Annotated in this window: 23 protein-coding genes, 1 tRNA gene and 1 pseudogene; 17 read left to right on the top strand and 8 right to left on the bottom strand. The window is 68.6% G+C overall.

The annotated features are described in order from the left end of the window. Together ACE3QC_RS14105 and ACE3QC_RS14100 are read left to right on the top strand one after the other, a co-directional pair. Positions 1–306: pseudogene (locus tag ACE3QC_RS14105) on the top strand (F0F1 ATP synthase subunit beta); the annotation flags it as partial. Between the two features lie 4 nt (positions 307–310). Beyond that, positions 311–568, top strand: coding sequence for an ATP synthase F1 subunit epsilon (locus ACE3QC_RS14100; RefSeq protein ID WP_374409296.1), 258 nt, complete (start codon positions 311–313; stop codon positions 566–568). Positions 569–626: 58 nt separating this feature from the next. On the opposite strand, the gene ACE3QC_RS14095 is transcribed toward ACE3QC_RS14100, so the two are convergent. Further along, complete coding sequence (locus ACE3QC_RS14095; protein ID WP_374409294.1) at positions 627–1694, bottom strand: transcriptional regulator; 1068 nt, start codon at positions 1692–1694, stop codon at positions 627–629. Between the two features lie 119 nt (positions 1695–1813). Between ACE3QC_RS14095 and ACE3QC_RS14090 the strand changes: the two genes are divergently transcribed. Then, on the top strand, positions 1814–2371 hold the full coding sequence (locus tag ACE3QC_RS14090; protein WP_374409293.1) for a cyclopropane-fatty-acyl-phospholipid synthase family protein: 558 nt from the start codon (positions 1814–1816) through the stop codon (positions 2369–2371). Between the two features lie 31 nt (positions 2372–2402). Here ACE3QC_RS14090 and glmU read toward each other — a convergent pair whose 3' ends face one another. Then, the gene (gene glmU, locus ACE3QC_RS14085; RefSeq protein ID WP_374409291.1) at positions 2403–3761 is read right to left on the bottom strand and encodes a bifunctional UDP-N-acetylglucosamine diphosphorylase/glucosamine-1-phosphate N-acetyltransferase GlmU; all 1359 of its coding nucleotides are present in this window, start codon (positions 3759–3761) and stop codon (positions 2403–2405) included. A gap of 59 nt (positions 3762–3820) precedes the next feature. Between glmU and ACE3QC_RS14080 the strand changes: the two genes are divergently transcribed. The 3 genes from ACE3QC_RS14080 to ACE3QC_RS14070 all read left to right on the top strand — a co-directional run bounded on the left by ACE3QC_RS14080 (position 3821) and on the right by ACE3QC_RS14070 (position 6223). Beyond that, positions 3821–4501: an HAD-IA family hydrolase gene (locus tag ACE3QC_RS14080; protein ID WP_374409289.1), complete on the top strand. Its 681-nt coding sequence runs from the start codon at positions 3821–3823 to the stop codon at positions 4499–4501. Between the two features lie 113 nt (positions 4502–4614). Further along, positions 4615–5550 (top strand): SDR family NAD(P)-dependent oxidoreductase, encoded by a 936-nt coding sequence (locus ACE3QC_RS14075; protein ID WP_374409287.1) that lies wholly within the window; start codon positions 4615–4617, stop codon positions 5548–5550. Positions 5551–5620: 70 nt separating this feature from the next. Beyond that, entirely contained in the window at positions 5621–6223 is a 603-nt protein-coding gene (locus ACE3QC_RS14070) for a DUF4328 domain-containing protein (protein ID WP_374409285.1), read from the top strand. A gap of 30 nt (positions 6224–6253) precedes the next feature. On the opposite strand, the gene ACE3QC_RS14065 is transcribed toward ACE3QC_RS14070, so the two are convergent. Then, positions 6254–6970, bottom strand: coding sequence for a hypothetical protein (locus ACE3QC_RS14065; protein ID WP_374409283.1), 717 nt, complete (start codon positions 6968–6970; stop codon positions 6254–6256). A 17-nt stretch (positions 6971–6987) separates the two neighbouring features. After that, entirely contained in the window at positions 6988–8394 is a 1407-nt protein-coding gene (locus ACE3QC_RS14060; RefSeq protein ID WP_374409281.1) for a DNA recombination protein RmuC, read from the bottom strand. Positions 8395–8522: 128 nt separating this feature from the next. On the opposite strand from ACE3QC_RS14060, the gene ACE3QC_RS14055 reads away from it, so the two are divergent. After that, positions 8523–8978, top strand: a complete 456-nt coding sequence (locus ACE3QC_RS14055; protein WP_374409279.1) for a hypothetical protein — start codon at positions 8523–8525, stop codon at positions 8976–8978. 33 nt (positions 8979–9011) lie between these two features. Here the strand turns inward: ACE3QC_RS14055 and def are convergent, their stop codons facing one another. After that, positions 9012–9578: a peptide deformylase gene (gene def, locus ACE3QC_RS14050; protein ID WP_374409277.1), complete on the bottom strand. Its 567-nt coding sequence runs from the start codon at positions 9576–9578 to the stop codon at positions 9012–9014. A 42-nt stretch (positions 9579–9620) separates the two neighbouring features. Beyond that, positions 9621–10217 (bottom strand): recombination mediator RecR, encoded by a 597-nt coding sequence (recR, locus tag ACE3QC_RS14045; protein WP_374409275.1) that lies wholly within the window; start codon positions 10215–10217, stop codon positions 9621–9623. Positions 10218–10269: 52 nt separating this feature from the next. On the opposite strand from recR, the gene fmt reads away from it, so the two are divergent. The 4 genes from fmt to ACE3QC_RS14025 all read left to right on the top strand — a co-directional run bounded on the left by fmt (position 10270) and on the right by ACE3QC_RS14025 (position 14142). After that, positions 10270–11175, top strand: a complete 906-nt coding sequence (gene fmt, locus ACE3QC_RS14040) for a methionyl-tRNA formyltransferase (protein ID WP_374409314.1) — start codon at positions 10270–10272, stop codon at positions 11173–11175. A 16-nt stretch (positions 11176–11191) separates the two neighbouring features. After that, positions 11192–12202: an alpha/beta fold hydrolase gene (locus tag ACE3QC_RS14035; RefSeq protein WP_374409273.1), complete on the top strand. Its 1011-nt coding sequence runs from the start codon at positions 11192–11194 to the stop codon at positions 12200–12202. Between the two features lie 7 nt (positions 12203–12209). Continuing rightward, the gene (gene truA / locus ACE3QC_RS14030) at positions 12210–12953 is read left to right on the top strand and encodes a tRNA pseudouridine(38-40) synthase TruA (protein WP_374409271.1); all 744 of its coding nucleotides are present in this window, start codon (positions 12210–12212) and stop codon (positions 12951–12953) included. A 76-nt stretch (positions 12954–13029) separates the two neighbouring features. Then, positions 13030–14142 (top strand): zinc-binding dehydrogenase, encoded by a 1113-nt coding sequence (locus tag ACE3QC_RS14025; RefSeq protein WP_374409269.1) that lies wholly within the window; start codon positions 13030–13032, stop codon positions 14140–14142. Between the two features lie 7 nt (positions 14143–14149). On the opposite strand, the gene ACE3QC_RS14020 is transcribed toward ACE3QC_RS14025, so the two are convergent. Next, complete coding sequence (locus ACE3QC_RS14020; RefSeq protein WP_374409267.1) at positions 14150–15130, bottom strand: asparaginase; 981 nt, start codon at positions 15128–15130, stop codon at positions 14150–14152. Between the two features lie 80 nt (positions 15131–15210). Here ACE3QC_RS14020 and ACE3QC_RS14015 point away from each other — a divergent pair. Both ACE3QC_RS14015 and ACE3QC_RS14010 read left to right on the top strand, forming a co-directional pair. Next, positions 15211–15286: transfer RNA gene (locus ACE3QC_RS14015), tRNA-Val, on the top strand. A 29-nt stretch (positions 15287–15315) separates the two neighbouring features. Next, positions 15316–16116 carry a hypothetical protein gene (locus tag ACE3QC_RS14010; RefSeq protein ID WP_374409265.1) on the top strand — a complete coding sequence of 267 codons (801 nt, stop codon included), beginning with the start codon at positions 15316–15318 and terminating at the stop codon, positions 16114–16116. Between the two features lie 3 nt (positions 16117–16119). Here ACE3QC_RS14010 and ACE3QC_RS14005 read toward each other — a convergent pair whose 3' ends face one another. Continuing rightward, complete coding sequence (locus tag ACE3QC_RS14005) at positions 16120–16590, bottom strand: TlpA family protein disulfide reductase (protein ID WP_374409263.1); 471 nt, start codon at positions 16588–16590, stop codon at positions 16120–16122. Positions 16591–16702: 112 nt separating this feature from the next. Here ACE3QC_RS14005 and argH point away from each other — a divergent pair, with 112 nt between their 5' ends. The 4 genes from argH (at position 16703) to ACE3QC_RS13985 (ending at position 20428) form a co-directional block, all read left to right on the top strand. Further along, positions 16703–18079, top strand: coding sequence for an argininosuccinate lyase (argH, locus tag ACE3QC_RS14000; protein WP_374409312.1), 1377 nt, complete (start codon positions 16703–16705; stop codon positions 18077–18079). Beyond that, positions 18079–18333, top strand: coding sequence for a lipoprotein (locus tag ACE3QC_RS13995; protein ID WP_374409261.1), 255 nt, complete (start codon positions 18079–18081; stop codon positions 18331–18333). Before argH ends, ACE3QC_RS13995 begins: the two co-directional genes overlap by 1 nt. Before the next feature lie 62 nt (positions 18334–18395). Next, on the top strand, positions 18396–19655 hold the full coding sequence (gene lysA / locus ACE3QC_RS13990; protein ID WP_374409259.1) for a diaminopimelate decarboxylase: 1260 nt from the start codon (positions 18396–18398) through the stop codon (positions 19653–19655). Beyond that, entirely contained in the window at positions 19652–20428 is a 777-nt protein-coding gene (locus ACE3QC_RS13985; RefSeq protein WP_374409257.1) for an NAD(P)-dependent oxidoreductase, read from the top strand. The genes lysA and ACE3QC_RS13985 overlap by 4 nt, the downstream gene beginning before the upstream one ends. The last annotated feature ends 19 nt before the right edge of the window (positions 20429–20447 follow it).

The following is a 20447-nucleotide window of genomic DNA, read 5'->3' as shown; positions in this document are numbered from 1 at the left end:
ACGCTGCAGAAGTACAAGTCGCTGCAGGACATCATCGCGATCCTGGGCATGGACGAGTTGTCCGAAGAGGATAAGCTGACCGTCGCCCGCGCGCGCAAGATCCAGAAGTTCCTCAGCCAGCCGTTCCACGTGGCCGAGGTGTTCACCAACATCCCCGGCGAATTCGTGCAGATCGAGGACACGATCAAGTCGTTCAAGGCCGTCGTCGAAGGCGAATACGATCACCTGCCCGAAGCCGCCTTCTACATGGTCGGCGGCATCGATCAGGTCGTCGCCAAGGCGAAGAAGCTGGCCGACGAGGCCTGACACGATGGCGCTGCATTTCGAACTCGTGACCCCCGAAAAGCTCGTCCGTTCGGAAGACGTCCACATGGTGGTCGTCCCCGGCACGGAGGGTGAGTTCGGCGTGCTGGAAGGCCATGCGCCTTTCATGTCGACAATCCGCGACGGCGCAGTGCAGGTCTACAAGACCGAAAGTGCCGCGCCCGAACAGATCGAGGTCCGCGGCGGCTTCGCCGAAGTCAGCGAAAAGGGCCTGACCGTGCTCGCGGAGCATGTCGAAGGCTGAGCCTTTCGCGCTTCACCGGTTACGAAGGGGCGGCCTGCGAGGGCCGCCCCTTTTCATTTCACGCACGCTGGCGCCACCAGCGCTCGTGGAGCATCATCGCGCCCACGGTGCCGAGCGCGAACACCGCCCCCTCCAGCAGCCCGGTGTTGAGCCGCGTCAGCGGCCCGAAGCCGGTCTCTCCGAACAGTGCGGTCAAACGGCCGAAGCGCAATTGCGAGCCGGGGAAACTGTCCGCCAGCAACGCGAGGCTGCCACCCATCATCTCGCCGCCGAGCAGCGCGATCGCGATTCCCGCCGCGCCGCCCGCCAGCGCGGCGACCAGCGCGGCCCTGCGCCACGAGGACAGCCGGTTCGCGACCACGACGGCCGCGCCGACCGCAAGGCCCAGCAACCCGCCCTCGAAGGCGCCGGTGATGTCGCCCGGCGTGCGGCCCAGCAGCAGGCGGAAGGCGTCTAGGCCGAGCAGCTTGGCGAGCGCCCCGGCGACCAGCCCTCCACCTGCGCCGCCCGCCGCCGCCCAGGGAGAGATCGTGGCGCCTGCGTGCGGCACCAGCGCGATCCCGAAGCCGATGGCGGCACCAGCGAACAGCGCCACGCCGATGTTGAGAGCGAGGAGGACCAGCAGCGCCGACAGCGCGGCACCACCGCCGTCCGCAGGCACGCTCGCGAAACCATAGACGATGCCGCCGACCACACCCGCCGCACCGCCCCCGGCGGTGGCCGCGACGCCGAGCGACAGCACCTCGGCCCAGCGCGGCCCGGCGGTTTCGCGTGGCTCACGCGGCGGCGTCTCCCCGCGTCCACTTCCTTCCGCGACCACCGGCGCGACGAAGCGATAGCCGTGCTTCGGCACGGTTTCGATGAAGCGCGGGTTGGCCGCGTCGTCGCCCAATGCGCGGCGCAGGGTGCGGATGCATTGCGTCAGCGCCTCGTCGGTCACCGGGATCCCGCGCCAGATCGATTCGTGGAAATGCGCCTTGGTGACGAGTTCGCCGGGATGCCGCAGGAGCAGTACGAGCGCGTCGAAATAGCGCGCGCCGAGCCCCACCGGCTCGCCGTGGCAGGCCAGCCGGCGCGCCGGCGCGTCGAGCGTGAAATCGCCGAATTGAAAGCGGTTGGCGTCCAACGCACGGCCCTCCCTTCCGCCGCTCATGCCGCGCGGCGCGGCGGGCGTCCAGCGGCACAACCGCGCGTAAGGGTAACACGTTCACACTCGCGTCACCTTCGCGCGGCAATCGAGGGCGAATGACAGCCGCCGCTCGCATTCGGGCCATCGCCGCCGCTCCCCTGCTGCTCGTGCTCGCATCGTGCGGGCCGCGGGTGGACATCCACTACATCGCCACGCCCGAACCGGTGGTCGCGGCGATGATCGAGATGGCCGAGATCGGCGAAGGCGACGTGCTCTACGATCTCGGTTCGGGCGACGGCCGCATCCCCATCGCCGCGGCGAAGCAGTTCGGCGTGCGCGCGGTCGGGATCGAGATCGACCCGCGCCTGATCGAGAAGGCCAAGGAGAACGCCGAGGCGGCGGGGGTCTCGCACCTCGTGGAATTTCGCAAGGCTGACCTGTTCGCGACCGATTTTTCCGACGCCGACGTGGTCACGCTCTACCTCGGCGACACGCTGAACCTGCGGCTGCGCCCGCAATTGCTCGACCAGCTCGAGCCCGGCGCACGCGTGGTCAGCCACGATTTCGGGATGGGCGACTGGACGCCCGACGAGCGCCGCGTGGTCGCCAACCGCCCGGTCTACAAGTGGACGGTGCCCCAGACATTCATTCCCGGCTTCGGCGGGATCGACTGATCCGTCAGCGCATGGAAATCGGGCGGTTCGCTCAGCTTTTCTTCTCCGCCGCCTTCTTCTTTTTCATCGTGTCGTGGAAGCGGTCGGCCCAGCCCGGCTTCACCAGTTGCTCCGCGCGGACCATGCGCAGTTCGCCGTCGGCCACGTCGCGGCTCACCGCGCTGCCCGCCGCCACAATCGCGTCCGCACCGATTTTCACCGGAGCGATCAGTGCGCTGTTGCTGCCGATGAAGGCGCGCGGGCCGATCACCGTCTTGTACTTGAAATAGCCGTCGTAATTGCAGGTGATCGTGCCCGCGCCGATGTTCGCGCCCGCGCCGATTTCCGCATCGCCGAGATAGCTGAGGTGGTTCGCCTTCGCGCCTTCGCCCAGCACGGCCTTCTTCATCTCGACGAAATTGCCGACTTTGCTGCCCTTCTCCATCACCGCGCCGGGGCGCAGGCGGGCGTAGGGGCCGACTTCGCACCGCTCCCCCACGCTCGCGCCTTCGATATGGCTGAACGCGCGGATCGTCGCGCCATCGGCGACCGTCGCGCCGGGGCCGAAGACGACATTGGGCTCGATCGTCACGTCGCGGCCGATTTCGGTGTCCCAACTGAAGAACACGGTCTCGGGCGCGCGGAGCGAGGCGCCGTTCGCCATCGCCTCCTCGCGCTTCAGATCCTGCCACTGTGCCTCGGCCCGCGCGAGTTCGGCGCGGCTGTTGATCCCGGCGACTTCGCCCGGGTCGCTCGTCGTCACCACCGCGCTGTGCCGGCCATCGGTGTTGGCGACGTTGACCACGTCGACGAGATAGTATTCGCCCTGCGCGTTGTCGTTGCCGACCCGCGTGAGCAGGTCGAACATGTCGGCAGCACGCGCGGCCATCAGGCCCGAATTGCACAGGCGGCAGGCGCGCTCGGCCTCGCTCGCATCCTTGTGCTCGACCATCTTCTCGATCCGGCCTTGGGCATCGGCGATCACCCGACCGTATTGCAGCGCATCGGCGGGCTCGAAGCCGAGCACGACCACAGCAGGGGCATCGTCGGCATGGAGCCGGTCGAGCATCGCCTGCATCGTCTGCGGGCGCACGAAGGGCACGTCGCCATAGAGGATCAGCACGTCACCATCGAACCCGGCCAGCGCACCCTGCGCCTGCTGCACGGCGTGTCCGGTGCCGAGCTGCGGTTCCTGCAGGGCCGTGGCGGCGCGGCCCGCCAGCGCGGCCTCGAGCTGTTCGCGTCCGCTGCCGACCACGACCACGGTCTGCACCGGCCCCAGTTCGGCAGCCGACGCCATCAGATGCTCGATCATCGGCCGTCCGGCGATCGGGTGGAGCACCTTGTGCAGGTCGCTCTTCATGCGGGTGCCCTTGCCCGCGGCGAGGATGATGGTGGCGAATTCTCTCATTCCCCGCCCTTGCCAGCAAACGCTTGCGGTTTGAAGAACCATCCGGCACCCCGGCGTGCATGGCGGACTTTCCCTTCGACATCGTCGCGTTCGACCTCGACGGTACATTGCTCGAAACGCACAAGGATCTGGGCACGGCGGTGAACCATGCCCTCGCACTGGGCGGGTTCGCCAGTGTGCCAATCGATCATGCGAAGGATCTGATCGGCGGGGGTGCCAAGATCATGCTGCAGCGCGCCATCGACGATCAGGGCGGGCTGGCGGAGGAGGAATTCCGCAAGCTCTACAAGCAGATGCTCGGCTATTACGGTGAAAACTACGCGGTCCACACGCAGCCCTACCCCGGCGCGGTCGAGGCGCTGGACGAACTCGCTGCGCGCGGGGTGCGCGTGGGCGTGGTGACCAACAAGTTCGAAAGCTTCGCGCGCGGCATCCTCGACACGCTCGGCTTGTCGGATCGCTTCGATTGCGTGATCGGCGGCGATACGCTGGGCAAGGGAAAAGCCAAGCCCGCGCCCGACCCGATCTGGAAGGCGCGCGAGTGCTGCGGCGGCGGATCGCTGGTCTATGTCGGCGACAGTTCGTACGACATGCGCGCTGCGCGCGCCGCCGGGGTGCCGGTGGTCGCGGCGTGCTACGGCTATTGCGACCAGTCGCGCGAAGACCTCGGCGCGGATGCGATGATCGATTCGTTCGCCGAGCTGATTCCGACGCTGGAGCGGTTGGGCCAGGCGTCGTAGCCATCCGCCGCCCCGCCGTGTTCACGCACGGTTGCATCGCCGCGTGGAACCTGCCACCTCCGCGCGCAGATTGACGCTAACGTAAGGGCATCGCCCTCGACAGGAGAGACCGCATGAGCATCGACTTCAACGACAAGGTAGCGATCGTCACCGGCGCGGGCGGCGGGCTGGGCCGCGAATACGCGCTGGAACTGGCGCGGCGCGGGGCGAAGGTCGTGGTCAACGATCTGGGCGGATCGCGCGACGGCACCGGGCATTCGGACGCTGCGCTGAAGGTCGTCGAGGAGATCGAGGCCGCGGGCGGCACCGCGATGGCGAACGGCCATTCGGTCACCGAATTCGACCAGATGGAAGCGATGGTCGCCGAAGCGAAGGAAAAGTGGGGCGGCGTCCACATCCTGATCAACAACGCGGGCGTGCTGCGCGACAAGACCTTCGCCAAGATGAGCCCCGAAGATTTCGAATTCGTGCTCAAGGTCCACCTCACCGGCTCGGCCTTCGCGACCAAGGCGGTGTGGGAAACGATGCGCGAGCAGGCCTATGGCCGCATCCTCATGACGGCCAGCTCCACCGGCTTGTTCGGCAATTTCGGGCAGGCGAACTACGGCGCGGCCAAGCTCGGCCTCGCGGGCCTGACCAAGACGCTCCAGCTCGAAGGCGCGAAGTACAATATCAAGGTCAACACGCTTTCGCCCGTCGCGGGCACGCGGATGACCGAGGACCTGTTCCCCGAAGAGGCGTTCAAGCTGTTCGATCCGGTCAACGTAGTGCCCGCCGCGCTCTTCCTCGTCAGCGAGGATGCGCCGACCAACGCCATCGTCGGCGCGGGCGCAGGCGGTTTCCATTCGGCCTGGGTGGTGATGAACGACGCCGTGTGGCTGAAAGACGAGGACCGGACCGTCGAAGGCTTCGCCGCCAACTGGGACAAGATCGGCGCGATGACCAATCTCCAAGCGCCGCAATCGGGCGCCGAGCAGTCGGGCGCGATCCTCAAGGCGATGCAGGGCGTGCTGGGCAAGGATGCCGCCCCGGGATCGGCGCGCGGCTGACCCCGCGGCCGGCGGATCGCGGCGCGTTGGCGTACCCACCTGAGCTGCGCGAACCCCGCCGGAAGAGGCAATGAACACCGAACTGCAGCAAGGGCTGGCGATCCTCGAGAAGCGCGCGGCCACCGCGCGGTTCCTGATCGTCGCGGTCGCCGGCCTCACGGGCGTTCACCTGATCGGGCTGGTGCTCGTGACGTCCGGCAGCCTTTCGAGCGACGCAATGTTCGTGGGCGATTGGCATGTCGTCGATCTGATCGGCATTCCCTCGCTCATCGCGATCGTTGCATCGATCGTTGCGGTCGCGATGTGGATTCACCGCGCGCATGCGAACCTCGCGGCGGCCGATCTGCACGGGCTCGACTACACCCCCGGCTGGGCCGTCGGCTGGTATTTCGTGCCGATCGCGAACCTGTTCAAACCGTTCCAGGCGATGCGCGAGCTGTGGAACGCGAGCCACGGCGCGCTCGGCGATTACAAGCATCCCGCGCCCGGGCTGCTGTGGGTCTGGTGGCTGACATGGATCTTCAGCAATCTGAGCAGCTCGGGCGATTCCTACGAAACGATCGACCTGATCGGCCTCGCCCTGACGGCGGTTTCGGCCGGCTGCCTGTACATGATCGTGAACACGATAACGCGACGTCAGCACTCGATGGACATCGCCGAAACTTTCGCCTGAATCCAGCGGGATGGATCCGGGAGCCCGGCCCTAGTCGCCCGCGACGAAGCTGGTGATGCTCCATTTCCCGTCGCGGCTGGAGGCCATAAGGCGATAGTCGATCAGGCTGCGCAGCCGGTCGGTGGCGATATAGCCCCGCTTGCCCTTGGTCGTCGCGACATGCTGGAACGGCGCTTCGGGTTCGAGGCCATCGACCAGTTCGACCACGTCCCACGATACGGGTTCGAGCACATCGGCCTCCGAGGCAGGCTCCAGCCGCAGGGGCACGTTCTCGCCGGTGACGATCATGCCCATCATCGGATCGACCGCATCGATCTCCTGCGCGAAATACCACGGGATCGTCATGCTCGCGCGCCCATCGGCGGCGCAACCCATCGTCAGCAGCGTGTCGAGCTCGTCCCACAGATTCGGCGCGTCGCCATCCAGCCGCCCGCGCAATTCCGCCGTTCCCGCGCCGCCGCCGAAGTCGAGCTTGACGTCGGGCGCAGCAAGCTTCGCCAACGCATCGGCGTCGCGCGCCTCGACCGCCCGGCCCAGCGCTGCGCGAAACGCGTCCGCACCCGGCAGCCCGGCGCATTCGTCACGCGGAGCATATGTGCCCTCGGCCAACGCGGGTGGCATCTCACCGGCGGCTTCCTCCACCAGTTCGGTGGTCGCGTCCTTAAGCTTCTCCGACGGCGCCTTGCCCTCGCCGCAGGCCGCGAGTGCGAGGGGGAGCGTCAGGACGAGGCAGATTTTGAAGCGCATGGGGGATTTCCGTTCGGTCAGTCGCTGTCGCTTTCAACCTGCGGCAGCGCTGCCCGTTCCGTAGCCTCGATGTCGTCCGCGGTATAGCGCGGCGTGCTTTCGACCAACGGCACGTCGTCGATCTCGCGCTTGCCGATCTCGATCCCCTTGTCCTTGAGGCGGCGTCCGGCGGAAAGCACGTTGCGCTCGAAGCTGCCGACGAACTTGTTGTAGTTGTTGACCGCGCTCTCCAGTCCGCCGCCGACGCGCTTCATGTGCTCGGCGGCGACCGCGAGCCGATCGTAGAGCTCGGCCCCCGCCTTGCCGATCTCGATCGCCTCACGCGCGATCGTATCCTGCCGCCAGACCTGCGCCACCGTGCGCGCGATCGCCACCAGATTGGTAGGAGTCGCCAGCAATACCTTGTTGCGAAAGGCGAAATCCCACAGCTCGGGATCGTGTTCGAGCGCGGCGGCGACGAAATGCTCGCCCGGCACGAACATCACCACGTAGTCCGGCGCTTCGTCGAACTGGCTCTGGTAGCTCTTGGCGCCGAGCGTCTGGACATGGCCGCGCATCGACTTGGCGTGGAGGTCGAGGTGACGGCGGCGCTCCTCCTCGTCGTCGGCCTCGAAGGCGGCCTGATAGGCGTTGAGCGAGACCTTGGCGTCGATCACCAGCTTCTTCTGGCCCGGCACGTTGACGATCGCGTCGGGGCGCAGCCGCCCTTCTTCGGTATCCAGCGAGTGCTCGAGATGGAAATCGGTATGCTCGGCCAACCCGCACTGCTCGAGCACGTTCTGCAAGGCGCGCTCGCCCCAGCGGCCGCGCGCCTTGGGCGCATTGGTGAGCGAATTGCCGAGCCGCTGCGCCTCGCGCCGGACCTCCTCCTGCCCGCGCTGCATCTCGGCGATCTGCTGGTGCAACCGGCCGAAAGCGTCGGTGCGCTTTTCCTCCAGCGCGGCCACCTGCTGCTCATAGAGCTTGAGCCGTTCGCCAACCGGCTGGAGCAGAGTGGCGATCGCTTCCTTGTTCGCCTTTTCCGCGTGGCCGAACCGCTCGCTGGCGCGTTCGAGGAACAGTTCCTGCGCCTTTCCGAGCACTTGCGCGCCGGTGTTCTCGAACTCCTTGAGCAGCTTCTCGCGCGATTCCTCGAGCAGGCGCTTCTGCTCGGCGAACCCGGCGGCTTGCGCCTTGAGCCCGGTCAGTTCCTCGCGCGCGGTATCGAGCGCCGCAGCGAGGCCGTCGGCGCGCGCGGCCCGCTCGCTCATCGTCGCCAGTTCGGGCGCCATGCGCGAAAGCCGCTCCGCCAGGTCCTTCGCCTCGGCATCGCGCTCGCCGTGCCGCGCACGCCATTCCGCCGCCGGGCGCGAACCGAAGAACCAGCCCAGCCCCGCGCCCAAGGCAAGCGCACACAGGGCGACGATGATCGCAGTCGTTTCCATACTGGGAACATAGACGGAACGATGGCAGCGGGAAAGCCCCGGACGGAACTAGTCCCCGCCTTCGCTCGCTAGGAAGGCACGAGCATCGCCCGCCAGCCGGCGGCAACGGTCTTCATGGAGGGAATCGAATGCGAACGATAGCGCTTCGCCGCGCAGCCGCGCTGATCGCCATCGCCGGGCTGGCCGCGTGCTCCCCGCCGTCGGACGAACCGGAGAAGGAGGCGGAAACCTCGTCGGAAGGCGAGGGTGTATCCGGGCCGGGCAGCGACGCCGCGCCCGCGCTTCCGCCGGAGGACGAGTTGCTGCGCTTCACCGGCCGATGGGCGGAAACGGTGGAGATGTGCCGCGAGGAACCCTGGACGATCACCAGCAACCGTCTCACCGCGCCGGGGGACATCGCCTGCGATCTCGACAGGATCGAGAAATCGCCCGGCGGCTACGCGATCACCGCGCGCTGCACGATCGAGGGGGAAACGCAGGACGACAACTTCGTGCTGCGCTTCGCCGAATCGGCGCAGGCATTGCTGGTCGAAGGAGCTACGACGCTGCCCGCGACCGGGCTGGTGCATTGTGACGAGGGGTAGGGGCGAGAATTGAGTGAGCCGCAAAGGTGCCGGTCAGGCGGCCTTGCGCATCTTGTCCAGCTTCTTGAGCGCCATCTGCTTCTTCAACCGGCTGAGGTGGTCGATGAACAGGATGCCTTCGAGGTGGTCCATTTCGTGCTGGATGCAGGTCGCCATCAGCCCGTCGAGGTCTTCCTCGTGCGTTTCGCCCCTCAGATCCTGCCAGCGGACGCGGCAGGTCGCCGGGCGATCGACGTCGGCGTAGATTTCGGGGACCGAGAGGCAGCCTTCCTGATAGGTCGCCAGTTCTTCCGCCGGGTCGAGGATCTCGGGATTGATGAACACCCGCGGTTCGTTCCTGGTCGGCTGGTGGGTGTGCTCGTGCCCGCCATGGTTGCACACCTCGGGCTCCGCATCGGGATCGTCGGGCTGGAGATCGATCACCAGCACCCGCTTGGGGACGCCGACCTGAATCGCCGCGAGGCCGATGCCGGGCGCGTCGTACATCGTCTCGAACATGTCCTCGACAAGCGTCTTCAACTCGTCGTCGAACGCGGTGACGGGTTCGGACACGACCTTCAGCCGGGGGTCCGGCACTTCGAGGATTTCACGGATAGCCATGCGCGCGATTTAGTGCGCGAGAGCGATAATCTCAAGTGAGTCCTAGCCGACGGGCCGCCGCGCCCGCAGCGCCTGCGCCAGCGTACCTTCGTCGAGGTAGTCGAGCTCGCCGCCGACCGGCAGGCCGTGGGCAAGTTGGGTCACGCGCACGGGCAGTTCTTCCAGTCGCTCGGCGATGTAGTGCGCGGTGGTCTGCCCCTCCAGCGTGGCGTTCATCGCCAGCACGACCTCGTCCACCCCGCCCGCGCCGACGCGTTCGAGCAGCGCGCCGATCGTCAGGTCCTCGGGCCGCACGCCGTCGAGCGCCGAGAGCCGCCCGCCGAGCACGTGATACCTGCCGGTGAACAGCTTGGCGCGGTCGAGTGCCCAGAGGTCCGACACGTCCTCCACCACGCAGATCGCGCGGCTGTCGCGGCGCGGGTCGGCGCAGATGCCGCAGGGCGCGCGGGTATCGATATTGCCGCAGGTCGGGCACTCGACGAGCTTGTCCTTCACCTCGGCCATCGACACGAGAAGCTGTTCGAGAGCGGTTTCGCGCCGCTTGACCAACCACAACACCGCGCGCCGCGCCGAGCGCGGGCCGAGGCCGGGCAAACGCGCGAGCGCCGATGCCAGGTTCTCGATCTCTTGCGATGCCATGGGGCGGGAGATAGGGGCTGCGCTTCCGCAACGAAAGGTGGCCGCAGGGCTTATGCGCATCGTCTTCATGGGAACGCCCGAATTCGCGGTGCCCGCGCTCGCCGCGCTGGACGAGGCCGGGCACACGCTGGTCGCCGCCTATACCCAGCCGCCGCGCCCGGCGGGCCGGGGCAAGAAGCTCCAGCCCTCCCCCGTCCAGCGCGAGGCGGAAATCCGCCACATCCCGGTGCGCTGCCCCGCTTCGCTGAAGTCCGCCGAGGTGCAGGCCGAGTTCGCCGAGCTGGAGCCGGACATCGCGGTGGTCGCCGCTTATGGGCTGATCCTGCCGCAGGCGGTGCTCGATATTCCCAAGCACGGCTGCCTCAACATCCACGCCAGCCTGCTGCCCGAGTGGCGCGGCGCGGCGCCGATCCAGCGCGCGATCCTGGCAGGCGACGCGGTGACGGGGATCACGATCATGCAGATGGAGGCCGGGCTCGACACTGGCCCGATGCTCGCCACCGCACGCACGCCGGTGGAGGACAAGACCGCCGGCGAACTGACCGCCGAACTGGCCGAGATCGGCGCGCAGCTGATGGTCGGCACGCTGATCGACCTGCCCGCGCTCCACGCCGTGCCGCAGGACGATATGCGCGCGAGCCACGCGGCCAAGATCGACAAGGCCGAGGCGCGGATCGACTGGAGCCGCGATGCCGAGGCGATCGAGCGGCAGGCGCGCGCCTTCGCCCCGTTCCCCGGCGCGTGGTTCACGCTGGGCGGCGAGCGGATCAAGGTGCTCGCGGCGGACGTCGTGGCGCGCGAAGGCAAGCCGGGCACCGCGCTCGATGACGAACTGACGATCGCCTGCGGCTATGCCGCGTTGCGCCCCACCCGCATCCAGCGCGCGGGCAAGCCGGCGATGGACGCCGCCGATTTCCTGCGCGGGCGCGCCGTGCCCGCCGGGACGGTGGTGGAATGACATGAGGAACCCGACGATGATCCGTACGCTTCTCGCCGCCACGCTCGGCCTCGCGGCGATCGTACCCGCCGCCGCGCAGGAACCGCCGGTCGAGCAGTTCGGCGTGGATCTCGAGCGGTTCGCATATCCCTGGCCGGTGGAGACGATGCCGGTCAAGGTCGGCGAAACCGCCGCGCAGATGGCCTTCATGGACGTCGCGCCCGACAATCCCAACGGCCGCAGCGTGGTGCTGCTCCACGGCAAGAACTTCTGCGGTGCGACCTGGCAGGGCACCGCCGAGGCGCTGCTCGATGCCGGATACCGCGTGCTGATTCCCGACCAGATCGGCTTCTGCAAATCGTCCAAGCCGCGCGAGGCGCAATACACCTTTGCGATGATGGCCGCCTTCACCCGCCAGCTGATGGAGCGGCAGGGGATTTCCGATGCCGCCGTGATCGGCCATTCGACCGGCGGGATGCTCGCGATGCACTTCGCGCACATGTATCCCGAGGCGGCGAGCCAGCTCGTGCTGGTCAATCCGCTCGGGCTGACCGACCGCATGGCCGAAGGCGTGCGCTACGTCCCGCTGGCGACGCTGATCGCGCAGGAACGGGCCAAGGGTTACGACGAAATCCGCCAGTATCAGCTCGACACTTATTATCACGGTGAGTGGGAGCCGCGCTACGACCGCTGGGTGCGGATGCTCGCGGGGCAATATGCGAGCGGCGACGCGGTCGCTTACGCGCAGGCCAAGACCAGCGAAATGATCCTGACCCAGCCGATCTCCCAGCATATCGAGACGCTGGCGATGCCGGTGACGCTGATGGTCGGAATGCTCGACACAACCACCTTCGGCAAGGGGCAGGCGCCCGCCGAGGTGCAAGAGCGGCTACGCGCGATCCCCGCCCTCGCCCCCGAGGCGGCGGCGCGCTTCCCGGACGGCGAGCTGATCGCGTTCGACGATCTCGGCCATTCGCCGCAGGTCGAGGCACCCGAGACGTTCGACCCGCGCCTGCTCGACGTGCTTGCCCGCCGCGCCGGGCGATAGGCTCCGCATGACCCGCTTCGCGCTGACCATCGAGTTCGACGGCGGCCCGTTCGTCGGCCTTCAGCGGCAGGCGAGCGGGCCGAGCGTGCAGAAATCGCTCGAACGCGCGGTCCATGCGGTGACCGGCGAGGACGCGACATTGCATTCGGCGGGGCGCACCGATGCCGGGGTCCACGCGCTGGCGATGCGCAGCCACGTCGACGTGGCGAAGGACATCGCGCCGTTCCGGCTGATGGAAGCGCTGAACGCGCACTTGCGGCCGGATCCGATCGCGGTGATCGCCTGCGAAGCGGTGGCAGGCGATTGGCATGCACGCTTTTCATGCATCGGCCGCGCTTACGAGTACCGCATCGCCAACCGCCGCGCCCCGCTGACGCTCGACAAGGGCCGCGCGTGGCAGGTGCCGCAGCCGCTCGATGCTGATGCGATGCACCGCGCGGCGCAGGCGCTGGTGGGGAGCCACGACTTCACCACCTTCCGCTCGGTCCAGTGCCAGGCGGCGAGCCCGGTCAAGACGCTCGACCGCCTCGCGGTGCGCCGCGCGGGCGAGGAGGTGCTGATCGAAGCGGAGGCGCGCAGCTTCCTGCATCATCAGGTGCGCTCGATGGTCGGCTGCCTCGCCCTGGTCGGGATGGGCCGCTGGCCCGAAGCGCGCGTCGCCTCGGCATTGGCGGCGCGCGATCGGCAGCAACTCGGCCTCAACGCGCCGCCGCACGGGCTCTATTTCGTGCGCGCGGTCTATCCCGAATAACGGTTTCGAGGCGAAACCTAGATTTCCCGGCCTCGCACGGTTAGCGATAGCGCGAACGAACAGAGAGAGGACCACGATGACCACCACCGGCAAGCAGCTCTTCACCACCCTCGCCGCCGACGGCACGCTGACGGTGGAGGTCGCGGACACCGAGTTTCCCGATCCCACCCGCAACCAGGTGCTGGTGAAGATGGAGGCCGCGCCGATCAACCCGAGCGATCTGGCGCTGCTGTTCGGCCCCTCCGACATCGCGGGGGCGGATTTCTCCCCCGGCAAGCTGGTGGCGACGATGCCCGAACCGTTCAATTCGGGCGCGAAGGCGCGCCACGGCCAGAGGATGCCGGTCGGCAACGAGGGTGCGGGCACCGTAGTCGCGACCGGTGACGGCGAAGCGGCCAAGGCGCTGATGGGTCAGCGTGTCGCCTGCGTGCCGGGCCACGCCTATGCGCAATACGCCATCGCCGATGCCGCGATGTGCCTGCCGCTGGGCGACGTGTCGGCGCGCGACGGGGCGAGCGCGTTCGTGAACCCGATGACCGCGCTGGGCTTCGTCGAGAACGCCAAGATGGACGGCCAGCAGGCGATCGTTCACGCCGCCGCCGCGAGCAACCTCGGCCAGATGTTGCTCAAGATCTGCCAGGAAGACGGGATCGAGCTGGTCAACATCGTGCGCAAGCAGGAACAGGTCGAGCTGCTGAAGGGCCTCGGCGCGAAATGGGTGGTGAATTCGTCCGCCGACGACTTCCTGCCGCAACTATGCAAGGCGATCGAGGCGACCGGTGCCTATTACGGGTTCGACCCGATCGGCGGCGGCACGACGACCGACGCCTGCTTCAAGGCGATGGAGCGCGTCGCGGCCGCGAAGATGGGCGATTACAACCGTTACGGCTCCAACCAGCCGAAGCGAATGTTCATCTACGGTCGGCTCGATCTCGGGCCGACGATCCTGACGCCCAGCTACGGCTTCGGCTGGACGCTCTCGGGCTGGCTGCTGACGCCGTTCCTCGCGAACGCCGGGATGGAAACGGTGGGCCGGATGCGCAAGCGCGTGCTCGACGGCATCACCACGACCTTCGCGAGCAGCTACAAGCTCGAGGTCACGCTGGAGCAGATGCTGGAGAAGGACGCGGCGACCGATTACCACGCGATGCGGACCGGTGAGAAATACCTCGTCACGCCGTGGGGATAAGCGACCTTCAACGCCGGTCGAACGCCGTCTGAATTTCCGCCACGTCGCGCACGCCGTTCGCCAGCAGGACCTGCAGCAGGATACGCGCCTTCTGCGGATTGAGCGCGCGGGCGGCGACGAAGCCGTTGGCGTCGTCTTCGGGCTCGCGGTCGACCAGCCCCTCGTCGAGGCGGCTGGAACGGACCACGACGATTCCGCCTTCGCGCAAGATCACCAGCGCGCGGCGCAGCGGGTCGGGCATGTTGCCTTCGCCCACGCCGGCAACGATCAATCCGCGCGTCTCCGGGCCGACCAGCCGGGTCGCGGTGTCGGCGTTCATTCCGGCGTGGACGTAGAGGATCGGCACCTCGGGCAACGCGTCGTGCCAACGCCAGGCCGCGCCTTCGCCAGTCCGCCACGGCGCACCGAACCAGTCGAGCGCGCTCGGCGTGACGAGGCCGATCGCATCGCGCGGGAAGCCGCGGAAAGCGTCGGTGCCGCGGGTCCGGGCCTTGCGCACGTCGCGCGCGGCGAACACGCGGTCGCCCATCACCACCAGGACTCCGCGCCCCGCCGCACCGGCATCGCCCGCGACGCGCACCGCATTGGCGAAGTTGCGCAATCCGTCGTAGCCCACGGCGTCGGCGGGCCGCATCGCGCCGACCAGCACCACCGGCTTTGCGGCGGGCAGCGTCAGGTCGAGCAGCAGCGCAGTTTCCTCCGCCGTGTCGGTGCCGTGGGTGACGATCACCCCGGCGCAGGCCGGGTCGTCCAGCGCTTCGTGGATCGCGGCGTGGAGTGGGTTCCATACCGCCGCATCCATGTCCTCCGAGCCGATGCTGGCGATCTGCCGCCCGACCAGCCGCGCGTCTAGGCCCAGTTCGCCCACTTGCGAGAGATAGTCCGCGATATCGATCTGGCCCGGGCGGTAATCGTGCCGCAGCGCCGATCCGGCCATTCCCGCGATGGTGCCGCCGGTGGCGAGGACGAGGAGATGCGTGTCGTTCATCCCGGCGCACTAGCCGCCCTCGCCGGCAATCCGCAATTGATTTGCCGCGCCGTCGCGCTATGTGCAGCGGCACCCGGAAGGGGCGCTTAGCTCAGTTGGTAGAGCATCTCGTTTACACCGAGAGGGTCGGCGGTTCGAGCCCGTCAGCGCCCACCACGGACCGCCGGTAGCCGCGCCGAGGCCTCTTGTCCCAGCCCGATCCCGCCATCGAAATCACGCCGGTCGAGCGCCTGCGCCTCGCCCTGGCCGAGCGCTTGCGATCGGGTGCGGGGCGGCGCGCCATCGGGCTGGGGCTGGCGCTTCTGATCGAGGCGCTGCTGATCCTCGCGCTGATCTCGCTCGGCTCCTCGGTGGGGTTCGGCGACGCGGAGGAAGAGGTCACCGTGGTGAACTTCGAGGCGACCGAGCCTTCCGAGGAGGAGCAGCCGCCGGAGCCGACGCCCGAGCAGGAACAACAGGAAACCCGGCCCGCGGAACCGCAACCGCCGGATGCCGCGACACCGCCCGCCCCCTCGCCGCTCGAGCCTGCGCCGGCGCCCGAGCCGCGCGCGGTGATACCCACGCCTTTCCGCCTCCCGCCCGCTGGCCCGCCGCGCCCGGCCCCGACGACACGGCCCGACGCGCCGGTCTACGGCCCGGTCGACAGCGGCCCGGCGGTTCCCGACACCGCGCGCGTCGGCACCGCGCCCAACGGCCAGCCGCTCTATGCCGCGCGCTGGTACCGCGAACCGCGCGACGACGAACTGGCCGGATATCTCTCGACCGCCAGCGGCCCCGGCTGGGGGCTGATCGCATGCCGCACCGCGCCCGATTTTCGCGTCGAGGACTGCGTCGGGCTGGACGAATACCCGGCCGGTTCGCGGATCACCCGCGCGGTGCTCGCGGCCGCGTGGCAGTTCAAGGTGCGCCCGCCCGTGCTCGGCGGGGTGCCGCAGGTGGGAAGCTGGGTAAGGATCAGGATCGATTACGGCACGAGGCCGAGCTGACGGCTATCGCATCGCTTCGGCTATGGCTTCGCGCACGTCGGCGCCCGCCCAATCGTATTCGCCGACCACGCGCCAGACTTCCTGCCCGCTGGCGTCGTAGAGCACGGTGGTCGGCAGGCTCTGGCTTTCCAGCGCGAAACCGAGGTTCAGATCGGGCTCCATCCACGGTTCGAGATGCGCGAAATCCATCTGCGCAAAGAACGGCGCGACCTTTTCCGCCCCGCCCATGTCCTGGCTGACGGTGATGACACGCAGGGCGCCCTCGTGTTCGCCCGCCAGATCGTCGAGTATCGGCATTTCCTTCACGCACGGCGCGCACCAGGTGGCCCACAGGTTCAGCAGCACCGGCGTGCCCTGCGCGGCGGCGAGGTTGAGTTCCTTCCCGTCGGGATCGGTCACCGTGATCGCGGGCATCAGCGCGCCCGCGTGGCTGCGATCGATCGTGGCGGACAAGGCCGCCTTGTCGCCCGCCAACGCGCCCTCGCCTTGCGCCTCCTCCGGTGCTTGCCTATCGCACCCGGCGAGTACGAGAGCCAGGGCGACGAGCGTGAGCGACAAGCGAGACGACACTACGGGTTCCAATGCGATGTGGGGCGGGCGTTTCGCCGAGGGTCCTAGCGCGATCATGCGCGAAATCAACGCCTCGATCCCCTTCGACAAGGCGCTGTGGCGGCAGGACATCGCCGCGAGCAAGGCGCATGTCGCGATGCTGGCGGTGCAGGGCATCGTCTCGCCCGCCGACGCCGACACGATCGCGGGCGGGCTGGACGCCGTCGCCGCCGAATACGAAGCCGACGGCGTGCCGGAGGACTGGGACCTCGAGGACATCCACATGACCACCGAGAGCCGCCTTGCCGAACTGATCGGCCCGGCGGCAGGCCGCCTCCACACCGCACGCAGCCGCAACGATCAGGTGGCGACCGACTTCCGCCTGTGGACGCGCGAGGCGATCGAGCAGGCGGACGCGGGCCTTGCGGCCTTGCAGCAGGCGCTCGTGATACTCGCGGGCGAACATGCGGACAGCGTGATGCCCGGCTTCACTCACCTGCAGACCGCGCAGCCGGTGACGCTGGGCCATCACCTGATGGCCTATTACGAGATGATCCGGCGCGACCGCAGCCGTTTCGCCGACGCGCGCGCGCGGTTGAACGAATGCCCGCTCGGCTCGGCGGCGCTCGCGGGCACGGGCTTTCCGATCGACCGGCAGGCGACGAGCGCCGCGCTCGGCTTCGACCGGCCGACCGCGAACAGCCTCGATGCGGTGTCCGACCGCGATTTCGCGCTCGATTACCTGCAAGCCGCCGCGCAGTGCGCGTTGCACCTTTCGCGGCTGGCCGAAGAGATGATCCTGTGGGCGAGCCAGCCGTTCGGCTTCGTGCGCCTGCCCGATACGCTCAGCACCGGCAGTTCGATCATGCCGCAGAAGAAGAACCCCGATGCCGCCGAACTGGTGCGCGGCCATGCGGGGCGGATCGTCGGCTGCCTCACCGCCCTGATGGTCACGATGAAGGGCCTGCCGCTCGCCTATTCGAAGGACATGCAAGACGACAAGCCGCCGGTGTTCGAGGCGCACGGGCTGCTTGCGCTGTCGATCGCGGCGATGAGCGGCATGGTCGCGGGCAGCGCGTTCGATACCGCGCGGATGCGTGCGGCGGCGGAGATGGGCTATGCTACTGCGACCGACCTCGCCGACTGGCTGGTACGCGAGGCGGATATCCCCTTCCGCGAAGCGCACCACATCACCGGCGCGGCGGTGAAGCTGGCCGAGCAGCGCGGCGTGGCGCTCGACAAGCTTTCGCTGGAAGACCTCCAGGCGATCGACGAACGGATCGGCGAGGGCGTCTTCGCCGCGCTTTCGGTCGATGCGTCGGTCGCCGCGCGCGCTTCCTATGGCGGGACCGCGCCCGATCAGGTACAGCGACGCGTGGCCGAGGCGCGCGCCGCGCTCGGCATGGAGGATTGATGCGCAAGACGACCTCTCTTCGCCCCTTGGCTTTGCTCGCGTTCGTCGCCGCGCTCGCCGCGTGCGGGCAGCGATCCGATCTCGAGCCGCTGCCGGGCGAAGCCCTGCCCCCGGCCCCCTATGGCGCGGGCGTGCAGCCGAGCCCGGAAGATCTGCTTGCGCTCGACCCGCAGGCCGCCCCCGAACGCAACGTCGAACTGCGCAAGCGCTCGGAGGAGCGCGAGGACGATCCGTTCGACCTGCCGCCGCAGTAACTTCCGCTCCGCCAAGCAAGGCTTGCTCGACGCGCTCCGCACCGCCCGCTAAGCGGCCGCGCATGGACCATTTCCAGCTCAAGAACGGCGTTCTTCACGCCGAAGACGTCTCGCTGCCGACGATCGCCGAAGCGGTCGGCACGCCGGTCTACGTCTATTCGCGCGCCACGCTGGTGCGCCATGCGCGGGTGTTTCGCGAAGCGCTGGCGAATCTGGCCGATCCGCATCTCGCCTTCGCGGTCAAGGCCAACCCCAACCTCGCGGTGCTCAAGGTTCTCCAGCAGGAAGGCTTCGGCGCGGACGTCGTCTCCGGCGGGGAACTGACGCGCGCGCTCGCGGCCGGGATGGTGCCGGGCGACGTGGTGTTTTCCGGCGTCGGCAAGACCCACGCCGAACTGGTGCAGGGGCTGGAGACGGGGATCGGCCAGTTCAACATCGAATCGGAGGAAGAGGGCTACGAACTCGCCGCCATCGCGCGTCGCATGGGCAAGGTCGCGGCCTGCGCGCTGCGGGTGAACCCCGATGTCGACGCGCGCACGCACGAGAAGATTTCCACCGGCAAGCGCGAGAACAAGTTCGGCGTCCCGCTCGACCGCGCGGCTGCGATCTACGCTGCGCTCGCGGGTGAGGACGGGCTGGAGATGCGCGGCCCGGCGGTCCACATCGGCAGCCAGCTCGGCGAGTTGGAGCCGCTGGAGACCGCGTTCGCCAAGGTCGGCGCGCTGATCGCGGACCTGCGCGCGGAGGGCCTTGGCGTCACCCACGCCGACCTCGGTGGCGGACTGGGCGTGCCCTACAAGGCAGGCGAGTTCATGCCCTCCCCCGCCGAATACGGCGCGATGGTCGCGCGCGTGACCAAGGCATGGGACGTGCGCCTGACGTTCGAGCCAGGCCGCGTCATCGCGGGCAATGCGGGCGTGCTGCTGACCCGCGTGATCCGGTCGAAGCGCAGCGGCAACGGGCCGCCGTTCGTGATCGTCGATGCGGCGATGAACGATCTCGCGCGGCCCGCGATTTACGGTGCGTGGCACGATATCGAAGCGGTCGCGCCCAGCGGCGAGAAGGCGACCGCGCATATCGTCGGCCCGATCTGCGAAACCGGCGACACCTTCGCGATGGACCGCGAGACCGACGCGCTCGTCGCGGGAGACCTCGCGGTGTTCCGCACCGCCGGGGCCTACGGCGCGACGATGGCGTCGAGCTACAACAGCCGCGGCTTCGTGCCCGAGGTGCTGGTCGACGGCGACCGGTTCGCGGTGGTCGCCGAACGCATTCCGGCGGACGCGATCATGGACGCCGAGCAGGTGCCGGACTGGCTGTGAACAGCCTGCCGCTCTTCCACCGCATCGCCGGACAGCGCGTGGTCGTGCTCGGCACCGGCGAAGCGGCGGAGGCGAAGCGGCGGCTGATCGAGCGCGCGGGCGGCACCTGCTGCGGCGAGGCGGAGGCGCACCATGCGCGGCTGGCCTTCGTCGCACTCGAAGATGCGCGCGAAGCCGAAGCCGCGGTAATGCGGCTCAAGGGCAAGGGGCTGCTGGTCAATGCGACCGACCGGCCCGAACTGTGCGATTTCACCGTGCCGAGCGTGCTGGATCGCGATCCGGTGCTCGTGGCGGTCGGCACCGGCGGCGCCTCGGCGGGCCTCGCGAAACATCTGCGGCTGCGGTTGGAAGCGCTTTTGCCGCCATCGCTCGGGGCGCTTGCAAGCGCGCTCCATGCGGCCAAGGCGCAATTGCGCGCGCGCGTTCCCGAGCCGGGCGAGCGCCGGCGGGTGATCGATGCGGCACTGGCCGAGGGCGGCGCGCTCGATCCGTTCGATACCCGATCGGCGGAAAGTGTTGCCGACTGGCTCGACCGGCCCGGCGAAAGCGGGGGCGCATCGTGCGAGGTGTTCTCGCTCGCCAGCGACGATCCCGACGATCTCACGCTGCGCCAGGCGCGTCTGCTCGGGCAGGCCGATACCGTGCTGCACGATCCAGCGGTGCCCGCCGCGTTCCTCGACCGCGCGCGCGCCGATGCCGTGCGCCGCGTGCTGCCCGGCGAGCCGCCGGAAACCGGCCTGACCGTGATCCTGCGGCGCGACATAGGCGCTTGATCTCCACCTTTCCGCGCCT

It is taken from the genome of Pelagerythrobacter sp. (assembly GCF_041912895.1).
In the GTDB taxonomy this organism is placed as follows: Bacteria; Pseudomonadota; Alphaproteobacteria; order Sphingomonadales; family Sphingomonadaceae; genus Pelagerythrobacter.
This window is presented reverse-complemented; position numbering and strand designations above follow the sequence as displayed.

Coding starts and splice junctions, on each gene's coding strand:
- ACE3QC_RS14100 (WP_374409296.1), top strand. CDS start 311: ATGGCGCTGCATTTCGAACTCGTGACCCCCGAAAAGCTCGTCCGTTCG.
- ACE3QC_RS14090 (WP_374409293.1), top strand. CDS start 1,814: ATGACAGCCGCCGCTCGCATTCGGGCCATCGCCGCCGCTCCCCTGCTG.
- glmU (WP_374409291.1), bottom strand. CDS start 3,761: ATGAGAGAATTCGCCACCATCATCCTCGCCGCGGGCAAGGGCACCCGC.
- ACE3QC_RS14080 (WP_374409289.1), top strand. CDS start 3,821: ATGGCGGACTTTCCCTTCGACATCGTCGCGTTCGACCTCGACGGTACA.
- ACE3QC_RS14075 (WP_374409287.1), top strand. CDS start 4,615: ATGAGCATCGACTTCAACGACAAGGTAGCGATCGTCACCGGCGCGGGC.
- ACE3QC_RS14070 (WP_374409285.1), top strand. CDS start 5,621: ATGAACACCGAACTGCAGCAAGGGCTGGCGATCCTCGAGAAGCGCGCG.
- ACE3QC_RS14065 (WP_374409283.1), bottom strand. CDS start 6,970: ATGCGCTTCAAAATCTGCCTCGTCCTGACGCTCCCCCTCGCACTCGCG.
- ACE3QC_RS14060 (WP_374409281.1), bottom strand. CDS start 8,394: ATGGAAACGACTGCGATCATCGTCGCCCTGTGTGCGCTTGCCTTGGGC.
- ACE3QC_RS14055 (WP_374409279.1), top strand. CDS start 8,523: ATGCGAACGATAGCGCTTCGCCGCGCAGCCGCGCTGATCGCCATCGCC.
- def (WP_374409277.1), bottom strand. CDS start 9,578: ATGGCTATCCGTGAAATCCTCGAAGTGCCGGACCCCCGGCTGAAGGTC.
- recR (WP_374409275.1), bottom strand. CDS start 10,217: ATGGCATCGCAAGAGATCGAGAACCTGGCATCGGCGCTCGCGCGTTTG.
- fmt (WP_374409314.1), top strand. CDS start 10,270: ATGCGCATCGTCTTCATGGGAACGCCCGAATTCGCGGTGCCCGCGCTC.
- ACE3QC_RS14035 (WP_374409273.1), top strand. CDS start 11,192: ATGATCCGTACGCTTCTCGCCGCCACGCTCGGCCTCGCGGCGATCGTA.
- truA (WP_374409271.1), top strand. CDS start 12,210: ATGACCCGCTTCGCGCTGACCATCGAGTTCGACGGCGGCCCGTTCGTC.
- ACE3QC_RS14025 (WP_374409269.1), top strand. CDS start 13,030: ATGACCACCACCGGCAAGCAGCTCTTCACCACCCTCGCCGCCGACGGC.
- ACE3QC_RS14020 (WP_374409267.1), bottom strand. CDS start 15,130: ATGAACGACACGCATCTCCTCGTCCTCGCCACCGGCGGCACCATCGCG.
- argH (WP_374409312.1), top strand. CDS start 16,703: ATGTGGGGCGGGCGTTTCGCCGAGGGTCCTAGCGCGATCATGCGCGAA.
- ACE3QC_RS13995 (WP_374409261.1), top strand. CDS start 18,079: ATGCGCAAGACGACCTCTCTTCGCCCCTTGGCTTTGCTCGCGTTCGTC.
- lysA (WP_374409259.1), top strand. CDS start 18,396: ATGGACCATTTCCAGCTCAAGAACGGCGTTCTTCACGCCGAAGACGTC.